This is a genomic window from Gardnerella vaginalis, assembly GCF_001546485.1.
Lineage (GTDB): Bacteria > Actinomycetota > Actinomycetes > Actinomycetales > Bifidobacteriaceae > Bifidobacterium > Bifidobacterium vaginale_D.
Genome location: NZ_KQ956854.1, coordinates 1 through 11,996 on the forward strand (window position 1 = coordinate 1; position 11,996 = coordinate 11,996).

General features: G+C 48.0%; 20 protein-coding genes and 1 tRNA gene. All 21 read left to right on the forward strand.

What is annotated here, in order from left to right; all coding sequences use genetic code 11:
• Positions 1 to 185, forward strand: a 185-nt coding sequence (locus HMPREF3208_RS03160) for an uL14 family ribosomal protein (RefSeq protein ID WP_196488957.1), incomplete at its 5' end; no start/stop codon positions are given.
• Between the two features lies 1 nt (position 186).
• Positions 187 to 522, forward strand: a complete 336-nt coding sequence (gene rplX / locus HMPREF3208_RS03165; protein WP_004129050.1) for a 50S ribosomal protein L24 — start codon at positions 187 to 189, stop codon at positions 520 to 522.
• Positions 519 to 1,091, forward strand: coding sequence for a 50S ribosomal protein L5 (gene rplE, locus HMPREF3208_RS03170; RefSeq protein ID WP_016637787.1), 573 nt, complete (start codon positions 519 to 521; stop codon positions 1,089 to 1,091). Before rplX ends, rplE begins: the two co-directional genes overlap by 4 nt.
• A 1-nt stretch (position 1,092) precedes the next feature.
• The gene (locus HMPREF3208_RS03175; RefSeq protein WP_003808046.1) at positions 1,093 to 1,278 is read left to right on the forward strand and encodes a type Z 30S ribosomal protein S14; all 186 of its coding nucleotides are present in this window, start codon (positions 1,093 to 1,095) and stop codon (positions 1,276 to 1,278) included.
• A gap of 86 nt (positions 1,279 to 1,364) precedes the next feature.
• Positions 1,365 to 1,763, forward strand: a complete 399-nt coding sequence (gene rpsH / locus HMPREF3208_RS03180) for a 30S ribosomal protein S8 (protein WP_004105495.1) — start codon at positions 1,365 to 1,367, stop codon at positions 1,761 to 1,763.
• Between the two features lie 16 nt (positions 1,764 to 1,779).
• Positions 1,780 to 2,319 carry a 50S ribosomal protein L6 gene (rplF, locus tag HMPREF3208_RS03185; RefSeq protein WP_016637788.1) on the forward strand — a complete coding sequence of 180 codons (540 nt, stop codon included), beginning with the start codon at positions 1,780 to 1,782 and terminating at the stop codon, positions 2,317 to 2,319.
• A 1-nt stretch (position 2,320) separates the two neighbouring features.
• Positions 2,321 to 2,692, forward strand: a complete 372-nt coding sequence (gene rplR / locus HMPREF3208_RS03190) for a 50S ribosomal protein L18 (protein ID WP_016637789.1) — start codon at positions 2,321 to 2,323, stop codon at positions 2,690 to 2,692.
• Positions 2,689 to 3,417 carry a 30S ribosomal protein S5 gene (gene rpsE / locus HMPREF3208_RS03195; protein ID WP_004134284.1) on the forward strand — a complete coding sequence of 243 codons (729 nt, stop codon included), beginning with the start codon at positions 2,689 to 2,691 and terminating at the stop codon, positions 3,415 to 3,417. The genes rplR and rpsE overlap by 4 nt, the downstream gene beginning before the upstream one ends.
• Positions 3,417 to 3,599, forward strand: coding sequence for a 50S ribosomal protein L30 (gene rpmD / locus HMPREF3208_RS03200; RefSeq protein ID WP_004105491.1), 183 nt, complete (start codon positions 3,417 to 3,419; stop codon positions 3,597 to 3,599). The genes rpsE and rpmD overlap by 1 nt, the downstream gene beginning before the upstream one ends.
• Positions 3,600 to 3,601: 2 nt before the next feature.
• Complete coding sequence (rplO, locus tag HMPREF3208_RS03205; RefSeq protein ID WP_016637790.1) at positions 3,602 to 4,057, forward strand: 50S ribosomal protein L15; 456 nt, start codon at positions 3,602 to 3,604, stop codon at positions 4,055 to 4,057.
• Positions 4,058 to 4,251: 194 nt separating this feature from the next.
• Positions 4,252 to 5,592, forward strand: a complete 1,341-nt coding sequence (gene secY, locus HMPREF3208_RS03210) for a preprotein translocase subunit SecY (protein WP_016637791.1) — start codon at positions 4,252 to 4,254, stop codon at positions 5,590 to 5,592.
• Positions 5,593 to 5,626: 34 nt separating this feature from the next.
• Positions 5,627 to 6,187, forward strand: coding sequence for an adenylate kinase (locus HMPREF3208_RS03215; RefSeq protein WP_016637792.1), 561 nt, complete (start codon positions 5,627 to 5,629; stop codon positions 6,185 to 6,187).
• A 149-nt stretch (positions 6,188 to 6,336) separates the two neighbouring features.
• Positions 6,337 to 6,555 (forward strand): translation initiation factor IF-1, encoded by a 219-nt coding sequence (infA, locus tag HMPREF3208_RS03220; RefSeq protein WP_004129021.1) that lies wholly within the window; start codon positions 6,337 to 6,339, stop codon positions 6,553 to 6,555.
• 21 nt (positions 6,556 to 6,576) lie between these two features.
• Positions 6,577 to 6,690 carry a 50S ribosomal protein L36 gene (gene rpmJ / locus HMPREF3208_RS06470; RefSeq protein WP_003842636.1) on the forward strand — a complete coding sequence of 38 codons (114 nt, stop codon included), beginning with the start codon at positions 6,577 to 6,579 and terminating at the stop codon, positions 6,688 to 6,690.
• Positions 6,691 to 6,833: 143 nt separating this feature from the next.
• Positions 6,834 to 7,211 carry a 30S ribosomal protein S13 gene (gene rpsM / locus HMPREF3208_RS03225; RefSeq protein WP_016637793.1) on the forward strand — a complete coding sequence of 126 codons (378 nt, stop codon included), beginning with the start codon at positions 6,834 to 6,836 and terminating at the stop codon, positions 7,209 to 7,211.
• An 83-nt stretch (positions 7,212 to 7,294) separates the two neighbouring features.
• On the forward strand, positions 7,295 to 7,693 hold the full coding sequence (rpsK, locus tag HMPREF3208_RS03230) for a 30S ribosomal protein S11 (RefSeq protein ID WP_064347226.1): 399 nt from the start codon (positions 7,295 to 7,297) through the stop codon (positions 7,691 to 7,693).
• Between the two features lie 79 nt (positions 7,694 to 7,772).
• Complete coding sequence (locus tag HMPREF3208_RS03235) at positions 7,773 to 8,768, forward strand: DNA-directed RNA polymerase subunit alpha (protein WP_016636912.1); 996 nt, start codon at positions 7,773 to 7,775, stop codon at positions 8,766 to 8,768.
• A 77-nt stretch (positions 8,769 to 8,845) separates the two neighbouring features.
• Positions 8,846 to 9,280: a 50S ribosomal protein L17 gene (rplQ, locus tag HMPREF3208_RS03240; RefSeq protein ID WP_004129014.1), complete on the forward strand. Its 435-nt coding sequence runs from the start codon at positions 8,846 to 8,848 to the stop codon at positions 9,278 to 9,280.
• A gap of 131 nt (positions 9,281 to 9,411) precedes the next feature.
• Positions 9,412 to 10,650, forward strand: coding sequence for an Mbeg1-like protein (locus tag HMPREF3208_RS03245; RefSeq protein ID WP_016636913.1), 1,239 nt, complete (start codon positions 9,412 to 9,414; stop codon positions 10,648 to 10,650).
• 27 nt (positions 10,651 to 10,677) lie between these two features.
• On the forward strand, positions 10,678 to 11,646 hold the full coding sequence (locus HMPREF3208_RS03250; RefSeq protein WP_064347229.1) for a tRNA pseudouridine synthase A: 969 nt from the start codon (positions 10,678 to 10,680) through the stop codon (positions 11,644 to 11,646).
• A gap of 154 nt (positions 11,647 to 11,800) precedes the next feature.
• Positions 11,801 to 11,886 (forward strand) — tRNA-Ser (locus HMPREF3208_RS03255).
• Positions 11,887 to 11,996 lie beyond the last annotated feature (110 nt).

Consider the following 11,996-nt stretch of genomic DNA (forward strand, 5'->3'; position numbering starts at 1 on the left):
TCGTCCGTACTGTCAAGGAACATCGCCGTGTCGATGGTTCCTATATTAAGTTCGATGAGAACGCCGCCGTCATTCTCGGCTCTGGCCGTGAACCAAAAGGCACTCGTATCTTCGGACCAGTCGGTCGTGAATTGCGTGATCAGCACTTCATGAAGATTGTGTCCCTTGCCCCGGAGGTGATCTGATATGGTAGCCAAGATTAAGTCCGGCGACCAGGTGAAGGTTATCCGCGGTAAGGATCGCGGTAAAGAAGGTAAAGTACTTCGCGTGCTTGCCGATGACCGTTTGGTCGTAGAAGGCGTTCAGGTCGTTAAGAAGCACGTTCGCGCCACCCAGCAGGGTCAGCAGTCGGGCATTGTTTCGGTTGAGGCTCCAATCCATCGCTCTAATGTGATGGTTATTGATCCAGAAACCAAGCAGCCTACTCGCGTTGGCGTGATTGTTAAGCAAGAGGCTCGTGACGGCAAGGTTAAGACCGTGCGCGTGCGTGTCGCCAAGAAGTCCGGAAAGGAGCTGGCATGACCGATACTACAGTTGAGTTGCCGGCAACTCCGCGCTTAAAGCAACAATACAAGGATGAAATCGTTCCAGCCTTGGAAAAGGAATTCAGCCACACTAATCCTATGCAGGTGGCTCGAGTGCAGAAGGTTGTCGTCTCTATGGGCGTCGGTGCTGCAGCTCGTGATTCCAAGCTCATCGAGGGTGCGATTAAGGATCTCACTTTGATTACCGGTCAGAAGCCGAAGGTTACCAAGGCAAAGAAGTCTGTTGCGCAGTTCCATTTGCGTGAAGGTCAGGCAATTGGTGCTTACGTAACACTTCGTGGCGATCGTATGTGGGAATTCTTGGATCGTTTGCTTACTCTGGCTTTGCCTCGTATCCGCGATTTCCGTGGTATTAACGGCAACCAGTTTGACGGTCAGGGTAATTACAACTTCGGTCTTACGGAACAGTCTATGTTCCATGAGATTGATCCTGACTCGATTGATCATCAGCGTGGTATGGACATCACCGTGGTGACTACCACCAAGGACGATGTGGAGGCCAAGTCTTTGCTTAAGCACCTCGGTTTCCCATTCAAGGAGAACTGAAATGGCAAAAACCGCTCTGAAAAACAAGGCGGCCGCTAAGCCGAAGTTCAAGGTGCGCGCTTATACGCGTTGCCAGGTTTGTGGTCGTCCTCACTCCGTGTATCGCAAGTTCGGTCTGTGCCGCATTTGCCTTCGTGAGAAGGCTCATCGCGGTGAGTTGCCGGGTGTTACGAAGTCCAGTTGGTAAATATCGACGCTGAAGGTCCACTGCCCGAAGACAGATGTCTCATATAGGGGCGGTGGAAACCACGGCGAGAAAGGGCGTTAGCCCACATGACAATGACAGATCCAATCGCAGACATGTTGACACGTCTGCGTAATGCGAGCGCGGCAAAGCACGATACCGTGGAAATGCCGTACTCCAAATTCAAGGCGAATATTGCCGAGATTCTGAAGCACGAAGGCTATATTAAGGACTTTGCTGCTAAGGAAGCTAAGGTTGGACAGACGTTGGAAATTACGTTGAAGTATGGCTCCAATGGCCAGCGTTCTATCCAGGGCATCAAGCGCATCTCCAAGCCAGGCTTGCGTCGTTACGCTAAGTCTGATGCTTTGCCAATGCCTCTTGGTGGCCTCGGTATCGCTATTATCTCGACCAGCTCGGGATTGTTGACTCAGAAGGAATGCCTCGACCGAGGCATTGGCGGCGAAATTGTCGCCTACGTATGGTGAGAAAGGAGAGCTGAAGATGGCATCGCATATTGGTAAGCTCCCCGTCGACATTCCTGCAGGCGTGGAAGTAAAGATTGAAGGTCAGTCCTTCAGCGTTAAGGGCGCTAAGGGTTCTGACTCCTATGAAATTCCAGAGGGTATTACCGCGGAAGTTGCTGAGAATCAGATTGTTCTGACTCCAGTTGATGATTTGCGTCCAACTCGTGCAAAGCATGGTTTGGCTCGTGCAATCGTTGCTTCCATGGTTAAGGGTGTGCATGATGGCTACACCAAGACTTTGGATATTGTTGGTACCGGTTATCGTGCTGTAATGAAGGGCAAGGGCATTGAGTTCTCGCTCGGTTATTCTCACACTATTACAGTTCAACCACCAGCAGGTATTGAGTTCGAGTTGCCAAATCCTAACCAGGTAATCGTTAAGGGCACTGATAAGCAGATTGTTGGCCAGGTTGCTGCCAATATTCGTAAGCTTCGTGCACCAGAACCTTACAAGGGTAAGGGTATTAAGTACACCGATGAACGTATCCTGCGCAAGGCTGGAAAGGCTGGTAAGTGATATGAGCGTTAAGATTTTCGGTAAGGGTACCAAAGTCGCACGTTTGCGTCGTCACGCCCGTCTTCGTAAGCGTATTGCTGGCACCTCTGAACGTCCTCGTTTAGTTGTTTCTCGTTCTAACCGTCACATGGTTGCTCAGATTGTGGATGATGTCAAAGGTATTACTTTGGTGAGTGCCTCCACTTTAACTGCTGACTTCGCTGGTTTCACTGGTACGAAGACTGAAGCTGCAACCAAGGTTGGCGAATTGGTAGCAGCTAAGGCGAAGGAAGCTGGTATTACCGCTGTAGTCTTCGACCGTGGCGGTAACAAGTATCATGGTCGCGTCGCAGCAGTGGCTGAAGGCGCCCGTCAGGGAGGTCTGGCACTGTGAGCGACAACGAAAAGGAAACCCAAGTGGCTGAAGAAACTCAGAACACTCAGGCATCCGCTGAGGAACGCAATGATGATCGCCGTTCTCGCCGTAATAAGGGCGAGGGCAAGCGTGGTGAGCGTCGTAATCGTCGTGAAGAAAACCGCGGCGAGGAGCTTCTGGATCGCGTAGTTACTATTAACCGTGTTTCCAAGACCCATAAAGGTGGTCGTACTTTTAGCTTTGCAGCACTTGTTGTTGTTGGTGACGGTAAGGGCACTGTTGGTGTTGGTTATGGCAAGTCTCGTGAAGTTCCAGCAGCTATCGCTAAGGGTCAGCTCGACGCAAAGAAGCATATGTTCACTGTTCCACGCATTCGTGGTACCGTCACTCATCCAGTGCTCGGTCACGATGCTGCTGGTACTGTGCTGCTTCGTCCAGCTGCTCCAGGTACTGGTGTAATCGCTGGTGGCGCTGTGCGTGCCGTCATGGAATGCGCTGGTATTACCGACATTCTCACCAAGTCCATGGGCTCTGCGACTGCTGTAAACGTGGTTCGTGCTACTGTGGACGCTTTGAAGAAGCTCGAAGAGCCAGAAGAGATTTCTGCTCGTCGTGGTCTTTCTCTTGAGGAAGTCGCTCCTGATGCTTTGCTCCGTGAGCGTGCTGCCGGCATTGCCGAGGCTCGTAAGGCTCGCGAAGAAGCTCAGGCCGCCAAGGCAGCTGAAGCAAAGGATGGTGAGTGATGTCAAATTTGAAGATCACTCTGGTGCACGGTTTGGTTCACACCACTGAGCGCCAGCGTGCGAACGTCCATACGCTTGGCCTTCATAAGATTGGTCACAGCGTAGTTCGCGAAGACACCCCCGTCAATCGTGGCTTGGTCATGGCCGTGCGCCACCTGGTGAGCGTCGAGGAGGTCGACTGATTATGGCTAACGAAGAACCAATGCTGCATATGCACACGTTGCGTCCAGCTCCAGGAGCTAAGAAGGATCGCATCCGCGTAGGTCGTGGTGAAGGCTCTAAGGGTAAGACCTCAGGTCGTGGTGACAAGGGCACAAAGAAGCGTTATCAGGTTCGTCCTGGCTTTGAAGGTGGTCAGCTTCCACTTTACATGCGCTTGCCTAAGTTGCGTGGCTTTAAGAGTCCTTTCAAGAAGGAGTTCCAGGTCGTCAACGTTGCAGCTCTAGCTGAACTTTTCCCACAGGGTGGGGAAGTTACTGTTGCTGACCTTATTGCCAAGGGCGCTGTGCGCGATGGCTACCCTGTAAAGGTTCTTGGCGATGGCGAATTGACTGTTGCTTTGACTCTTAAGGGTATGAAGGCTTCTGCTTCTGCTAAGGCAAAGGTTGAGGCTGCAGGCGGCTCTGTTAGCGAAGAGTAGTTAATACTACTTGAAGCTTGATGCAGTTATAAAGCTGTTGATAGTCCCTCTAGCATTGTCTAGGGGGACTATTTTTATCGTTAAAACTCACCAATAATCTTGTTCAGTAGGCACCGTGAGATACACTATTGCCTCAGAGTTTGTTTTTGCACTGTTGCGCCTAGGAGTGCGCGAAAAAAGGGAGGAAGACCCAGGTGAAAACGTTAATCCAGGCCTTCAGGACGAAAGAGTTGAGGAATAAGATCCTCTTCGTCTTCGCTATGATTATCATCTACCGTATCGGTTCGTTTATTCCGATTCCAGGTGTCGATTATAAAGTAATTCGTGCTTGCACAGCTAAGTTGGCTTCGTCTAAAGAGAACTTTATTGGGTTAGTCAACTTATTCTCTGGTGGTTCGCTGTTGCAGCTTTCCATTTTTGCTTTGGGTGTAATGCCTTACATTACGGCTTCCATTGTGATTCAGCTGCTTCGTGTTGTGATTCCACGTTTTGAGGCTTTGCATAAGGAAGGTCAGTCTGGCGAAACAAAGCTCACGCAGTACACGCGTTACCTCACTATTGGCTTGGCTGTATTGCAGTCGACAACTATTTTGGTAACTGCTCGTTCGGGTGCTTTGTTTAATTATCAGTGCGGTCAGGTTATTCCTGATGGCAGTTTCTGGAGCCTTATCGTCATGGTTTTGATTATGACCGGCGGTACGGGTCTTATTATGTGGATGGCAGAACTTATTACCGATAAAGGTATTGGTCAGGGTATGTCCGTCTTAATCTTTATGTCTATCTGCTCTGGCTTCTTGCCAAAGCTTTGGGACATTGGTTGGGGTACTAACGGTTCTAATGGCGATTGGACTAAGTTCTCGATTGTTGCCGGTGTTCTGCTTGTTATTCTTATTTTTGTTGATTTTGTGGAGCTTGCGCAGCGTCGTATTCCTGTGCAGTATACGCGTCGCATGATTGGCCGCAAGATGTATGGTGGATCTTCCACTTACTTGCCATTGAAGATTAATATGAGCGGCGTTATTCCACCAATCTTTGCTTCTTCAATTCTTGCTGTTCCTACGCTTATTGCTCAGTTTGGAGATAAGCGTCAACCGTGGGTTAATTGGATTGAACTTAACTTAGCTAATTCAACTTCAGCTTGGTATATAGGTCTTTACACAGTAATGATTGTGTTCTTCTGCTTCTTCTACACCGAGATTACTTTTAATACGGATGAATCTGCAGATAATATGAAGGAATACGGTGGCTTTATTCCTGGCATTCGTGCCGGTAGTGCCACAAGTCGTTACTTGACCTATGTTATGAACAGATTGAACACTGTTGGCGCTATTTATCTGCTTTTTGTTGCCTTGATTCCTACCGTTTTAATTATGGCTTTGCACTTAAATACTAAATTGCCATTTGGCGGTACAACCATTTTGATTATCGCAGGTGTTGGTTTGGATACTTTACGTCAAGCAAAGGCTCAGACTGAACAATTCCAGTACGCTGGATTCTTGTTCAAACATGATGAGCAAAAGCAAGTATCTAAGTGAATATAGTTACAGTTAGTAAAGCAAGGAGATAAATATGCGATTGCTGATTATGGGGCCACAGGGTGTAGGTAAAGGAACCCAAGCTGCTTTATTAAGTGAGCACTATGGCATTCCAGCAATTTCTACAGGTGATATTTTCCGTTATAATCTGAAGAACCAGACTGAGCTTGGCAAGCAAGTTCAGGGCTATCTTGATAAGGGTGAACTGGTTCCAGATGAGTTGACGAATACCATTGTTAAGGATCGTCTTGCGCAAGCTGATGCAAAGAATGGTTGGATTCTCGACGGCTATCCTCGAAATGCTTCTCAGGTTCAGGCTTTGGATCGCATGTTGGAGGAACTTGGTACTCCACTTGATCATGTGGTAGCTCTTGAGGCTGAGCGTGAGGTTTTGCTTGAGCGTATGCAAAAGCGTGCCGTAGAGCAGGGTCGTTCTGATGATACGCCTGAGGTAATTGCTAAGCGTTTGGAAACGTATGAAAGGGAGACTGCTCCACTGCTTGATATTTACGATAGTCGTGGTCAGTTAGTTGAAGTTGATGGTGTTGGCGATATTGAAGAAATTAATAATCGTATCGTTGAGTCATTGAACTGATTTGCATATTTTAAAAATACGCAATTAAGATGTATAATGCGTCTCGTTCGACACGCCGAGTGTTGTATGGGACGCATTTCCTGTATTATAGAAGATTGGCGTGTCTTCGGATACGCAAAGTAGTATGTCCAAGGAACGGAACGAGGCTCATGGCAAAAGACGGTGTGATTGAAGTCGAAGGCAAGGTGGTCGAAGCGCTGCCGAACGCGATGTTTCGTGTTCAGCTCGAGAATGAACACATCGTGTTGGCGACGATTTCTGGAAAGATGCGTAAGAATTATATTCGCATTCTTCCGCAGGATCGCGTTGTGTTAGAGATGAGTCCATACGATTTGAATCGTGGACGTATTACGTACCGTTATAAGTAAAGGTACAAGCAAAGGAAAACCATGAAGGTCAGCCCTAGCGTGAAGAGGATCTGCGAAAACTGCCGCGTGATCCGCCGTCACGGCCGCGTCATGGTAATCTGCATTAACCCACGTCATAAGCAGCGTCAAGGCTGAGCAGATTTCCATCGCGGAATACAAAGAATAAGGCGCTAAGTCACAGCAGAAGCTGAACCCTGGGTGCGCAGGCCCAGGCCGCATTTGATTGCTATAATGCGGATGACTTGGTGCACGACCTGCGTAACAGTAAAGGAATTACAATGGCACGTCTTGCCGGAGTAGATATTCCCAATGAGAAGCGCATTGAGATTGCCCTCACTTACATTTTTGGTGTTGGTCGTACTCGCGCTAAGGAAACGCTTGCCGCGACCGGTATTAATCCGGACACTCGCGTCAAGGATCTTACAGATGATCAGTTAATCACTTTGCGTGATTATCTTGAGGCCAACTATAAGATTGAAGGCGATTTGCGTCGCGAGATTGATGCAGATATTCGTCGTAAGATTCAGATCAACTGCTATCAAGGCCAGCGTCATCGCAAGGGTCTTCCTGTGCGTGGTCAGCGTACCAAGACTAATGCTCGCACCCGTAAGGGTCCGAAGCGTACTGTCGCCGGGAAGAAGAAGGCCACCCGATAGTAGTCGGTGGTCGGCTCTAGACCACGGATACATTTCCATCGTCTAGACATACCAACTCATTCGTCATTAGGAAACGAGGGTCAATGGCAGCTGCAAAGCAAGCCTCGCGCAAGCCGCGTCGCCGGGACCGCAAGTCGGTGCCGGTTGGGCAGGCGCATATTAAATCAACATTCAATAACACGATTATTTCCATCACCGATCCATCTGGTGCAGTCATTTCTTGGGCTTCCGGTGGTGACGTTGGCTTTAAGGGTTCCCGTAAGTCAACTCCTTACGCTGCAGGTATGGCCGCTGAGTCTGCTGCTCGTAAGGCAATGGAACATGGCCTGAAGAAGGTTGACGTGTTTGTTAAGGGTCCAGGTTCCGGTCGTGAAACCGCTATCCGTTCCCTCCAGTCCGCGGGTCTCGAAGTTGGTTCTATTACCGACGTTACCCCGCAAGCGCATAACGGCGTACGCCCACCAAAGCGTCGCCGCGTCTGAGCACTCTTACGAATCCATCCATCCAACCCGCTTATGGGCGGCGAGTGCACCACCGACCAGAAGCTGAAAGGATACCAAAGTGCTTATCGCACAGCGTCCGACACTTACCGAGGAATCACTAAATCCCCAGCGTTCTCGTTTTATTATTGAGCCGTTGGAGCCAGGTTTTGGTTATACTCTCGGCAATTCGCTGCGTCGTACTTTGTTAAGCTCCATTCCGGGTGCTGCCGTTACTTCGGTACGCATTTCTGGGGCTTTGCATGAGTTTACGACTCTGCCAGGTGTTGAAGAAGATGTCACTGAAATTCTGCTGAACATCAAGGGTATCGTGCTCACCAGTGAGTACGATGAGCCAGTAGTGATGTACCTGCGCAAGAATGGTAAAGGTGAGGCCACTGCTGGAGATATTACTCCTCCAGCTGGTGTAACTATTGCCAATCCTGACTTGCATATTGCCACTCTTGCAGAAGATGGTGAGCTTGAAATCGAGTTTACTGTTGAACGTGGTCGTGGTTATGTGCCAGCTCAGATGAACAAGCAGGAGAACAGCGAAATCGGCCGCATTCCTGTGGATTCGATCTACTCACCAGTTTTGAAGGTGAGCTATAAGGTCGAAGCTACCCGCGTGGAACAGCGCACGGACTTCGATAAGCTCATCCTGGATGTGGAAACCAAGCCAGCTATTACACCGCGCGATGCTGTTGCATCTGCTGGTTCGACTTTGGTTGAGCTTTTCGGTCTCTGCCGTGAGCTTAATGTTGAGGCCGAAGGTGTGGAAGTTGGTCCAGCGCCAACGCATGATGAAGCTGATTCTCAGTTGGCTATACCGATTGAAGAAATGAATCTTACGCAGCGCAGCTACAACTGCTTGAAGCGTGAAGGTATTCATACAGTCGGTGAGCTGGTAGTTCACACTGAGCAGGATTTGCTCGATATTCGTAATTTCGGCATGAAATCTATCGATGAGGTCAAAGAAAAGTTACAGTCCATGGGTCTGTCTTTGAAGGCTTCGCCGATTGGCTTCGACGCCAATAATCTCGAAGGTGGTACTTTCTTCTCGCCTGAGGACGAGTAAGATCCACCTGCAATCGTCGCAACATTCGGATGTTCGGGTTGATGCCCACCTGAGTGATGCGACAATAAGGAGTAATAATGCCTACACCGAAACAAGGCCCTCGTCTGGCTTCTAGCCCGGCTCATGAGCGCCTGATGCTGGCCAACATGGCGACCAGCCTTTTCCAGCACGGTCGTATCGTGACGACGTTGCCAAAGGCAAAGCGTCTTCGTCCGCTTGCTGAGCGTTTGATTTCATTCGCTAAGCGTGGCGATTTGCATTCACGTCGTCGCGTGTTGCGCGTGATTCGCAACAAGTCCGTAGTTCACGTACTTTTCACTCAGATTGCTGAGCAGATGAAGCAGCGTGAAGGCGGTTATACCCGCATCGTGAAGATTGCTCCACGTCGTGGCGATACCGCTCCTCAGGCTATTATTGAGCTTGTAACTGAGCCAGTAAGCCCAAAGAAGGCTGTTGTGAAGGAAGCTGAAGCAGCTACTAAAGTAGCAGCAAAAGAAGAAGCTGCTGAGTAGTCAGCATTCCAGCTTTACGCATCGGTAAGTAAATCTTAAAGTCAAGCGTTTTATCGTTTCTTTAAAGAATTGCTATAACGGGTCGGGGTTTGTTCCTCGACCCGTTTTTTTATTTGTATTATTATTGAACTATGTCGAATGTTATTGATTTGTTGCGCAACGATTTCTCTACCTTCGCTCAGCGCAAGTTTAATGCTGTGGATGCGCTGATTTTGTGCGAGCTATCTTATATCAATATGCCAACGTCTGTGCCAAAATATTGCGATAATCCAAAGAATATTACGACTGTATCTCTTAACGAATTGCTTAGAATAGAAGACTATTCGTCAATGTTTGCTTCTGGGTCTCCTAAAGTAGATAAATTCCGAAGGAAGCTGCTTCTTGCTGTCGCTTCCAGCCCTAGGTATAGGGGAATTCGCGTAGGAGAGTATCTTGAGAGGTTTGATGAATCAAATATTGACGAATCATTAGAGCAGCAGTTTGCTGGAGTTACTTTTGATCTTAGCAATTGCGAGGGGATTGATAATCCTCATACTCTTGTTGTTGCGTATCGCGGTACTGACAGTACGCTTGTTGGGTGGAAAGAAGATTTCAACATGGCTTTCCGCTGCCCAGTGCCAGCGCAAGAATCTGCTGCTGAATATTTGACTTCTGTAGCGCAAAGATATAGCAAACGTTATTCTAATAAAAACTTCTTTAATAAAATTTTTGCGAACAAACTTTTTGCCCGCTTTTCAAAATCTTCCGTAGATGTGCAAAATAATCCAAATATTATTGTTGTCGGTCATTCAAAAGGTGGGAACATGGCTGCTTATGCGGCTATGCGCTTAGATGCTACAAGTCAAAAACTAGGTGATCTTGTATCAAAAATTTATTCTATGGACGGACCTGGTTTTGCGTCTGATGTAGTGGATACAAGCGTTTTTGCGAATGTTTCAAGTCGTATTGAAAAAGTAGTTCCGCAGTCTGCTTTCATTGGGTTGATTATGGATACGGGGGTGCCGTATAAGGTTACAGCTGCCGATTCGATTGGTTTAATGCAGCATTTTGGTATGTATTGGCAGATTAAAAATGGTGATTTTGACTATTGCGATTGTGTAACTCCACGCGCTTTGGCAGTTTCTAAGGCTGCAAACGAGTGGATGATGAATTTGCCATTTGAGGAGCGAAAGCGCAGAATTGACAGCGTTTACAGCATTTTTAGCAATTTAGGTTACTCAACTTTTGATGAAATGTCTTCGCATTGGTCGGAGGTTGTTCCTAAATTATTGAAGATTGCAATGCATATGGATTCAAAAACTTATGAGCTAATTCGTAGCGTTATGAGTGCCTTTGCGCTTGCGGGCGGCTCTTCGGATAAGAAAAGCTAGTGGAAAGTTTGTTTGGAAAGGTTTTGAATGCGACTTCGCTTAGATTTAGCTTACGATGGTGGCGGATTTTACGGTTGGGCTAAGCAGCCTACTTTGCGAACTGTGCAGGGTGAAATTGAGGGGGCTTTGCACACAGTATTACGTGTGCCGGAAGGTGAAGTTGCCGAACCTTTGCGTCTTACTGTTGCTGGTCGCACAGATACGGGCGTGCATGCGTCACATCAGGTTTGTCATTTGGATGTTTCGGAGGGGATTCTGAACCGATGCATTGGACATACAGAATTGGATGGTGTTTCTGCACTCGAATATAGGTTGCGTCACGTTTTGCCGCAAGATATTTCGCTACACAGTGTAAGTGTAGCTCCTTACGGTTTTGATGCTAGGTTTTCTGCGCTGGAACGCACGTATGTGTATCGAATTTCGGATGGTTCTTGTCAATCTGGGCACGATCCTCGCATGCGCGGATTTGTTTTGAAGCTTGACGATGTTTTGGATGTTGAAGCTATGAACAAGGCTGCTAGGCTTATGATTGGCCTTCACGATTTTGGATCTTTTGCTCGCCCTAATCCTGGCGGCACTACTATTCGCGATGTAAAGAGTGCTTGTTGGGAACGTGTTGGAGAGCGCGTTAATGACGTGCGCGTTAATATTAAAACTGGCTGTGTGCCGCCTGTTGAGCAGGGTTTGATTGAGTTTACGATTGTGGCTGATGCTTTTGCACATAATATGGTGCGCTCGCTTGTTAACGCGTCTGTGCAGATTGGGTGTGGTAAGCGCTCGCTGGATTGGTTTGTTGAGAAGATTCACACGCCGCTTCGTGAGGGTTCCACTGGTCCTATTGCGCCGCAAGGGTTGACTTTAGAATATGTGGCGTATCCGCCGGATGATGAGCTTGCAACGCGTGCGGAGCAGATTCGTGCTCGTCGTGATTCTGCTGAGTTGCGACTCGACGACTTTGAGTTGCTTAATACGCAAGAAGCCACTTCGATTCGCTGAGTCGCTTAAGAAGAAGTATTGCTTCTGTGTAGTGAAGACGTGATCGAGTTTAGACAATGCGAGCATTTCAACGCGCCATGAATTTATATTCGCAGCATGGTTTATAATTGAAAAGTTGCATTTGTGTGCGTGCAAACGTATCTAGAGTGCATGTGGATGAATGTCCGAGCGGTCTAAGGAGCACGCCTCGAAAGCGTGTGAGGGTAAAATCCTCCGCGAGTTCAAATCTCGCTTCATCCGCGAATTAACTAAGCCTAAAGCATGCGAAATTGCTTTAGGCTTTTTTAGTTCGCCGAGCTTTCTTAGAACTGAAAGTGCGGGTTATAGGCCAAAAAGTGTGTAAAACTATG

Bases quoted from the DNA above. Each gene is read 5' to 3' on its own strand.
- rplX (WP_004129050.1), top strand. From the start codon at position 187: ATGGTAGCCAAGATTAAGTCCGGCGACCAGGTGAAGGTTATCCGCGGT.
- rplE (WP_016637787.1), top strand. From the start codon at position 519: ATGACCGATACTACAGTTGAGTTGCCGGCAACTCCGCGCTTAAAGCAA.
- HMPREF3208_RS03175 (WP_003808046.1), top strand. From the start codon at position 1,093: ATGGCAAAAACCGCTCTGAAAAACAAGGCGGCCGCTAAGCCGAAGTTC.
- rpsH (WP_004105495.1), top strand. From the start codon at position 1,365: ATGACAATGACAGATCCAATCGCAGACATGTTGACACGTCTGCGTAAT.
- rplF (WP_016637788.1), top strand. From the start codon at position 1,780: ATGGCATCGCATATTGGTAAGCTCCCCGTCGACATTCCTGCAGGCGTG.
- rplR (WP_016637789.1), top strand. From the start codon at position 2,321: ATGAGCGTTAAGATTTTCGGTAAGGGTACCAAAGTCGCACGTTTGCGT.
- rpmD (WP_004105491.1), top strand. From the start codon at position 3,417: ATGTCAAATTTGAAGATCACTCTGGTGCACGGTTTGGTTCACACCACT.
- rplO (WP_016637790.1), top strand. From the start codon at position 3,602: ATGGCTAACGAAGAACCAATGCTGCATATGCACACGTTGCGTCCAGCT.
- HMPREF3208_RS03215 (WP_016637792.1), top strand. From the start codon at position 5,627: ATGCGATTGCTGATTATGGGGCCACAGGGTGTAGGTAAAGGAACCCAA.
- infA (WP_004129021.1), top strand. From the start codon at position 6,337: ATGGCAAAAGACGGTGTGATTGAAGTCGAAGGCAAGGTGGTCGAAGCG.
- rpmJ (WP_003842636.1), top strand. From the start codon at position 6,577: ATGAAGGTCAGCCCTAGCGTGAAGAGGATCTGCGAAAACTGCCGCGTG.
- rpsM (WP_016637793.1), top strand. From the start codon at position 6,834: ATGGCACGTCTTGCCGGAGTAGATATTCCCAATGAGAAGCGCATTGAG.
- rpsK (WP_064347226.1), top strand. From the start codon at position 7,295: ATGGCAGCTGCAAAGCAAGCCTCGCGCAAGCCGCGTCGCCGGGACCGC.
- rplQ (WP_004129014.1), top strand. From the start codon at position 8,846: ATGCCTACACCGAAACAAGGCCCTCGTCTGGCTTCTAGCCCGGCTCAT.
- HMPREF3208_RS03245 (WP_016636913.1), top strand. From the start codon at position 9,412: ATGTCGAATGTTATTGATTTGTTGCGCAACGATTTCTCTACCTTCGCT.
- HMPREF3208_RS03250 (WP_064347229.1), top strand. From the start codon at position 10,678: ATGCGACTTCGCTTAGATTTAGCTTACGATGGTGGCGGATTTTACGGT.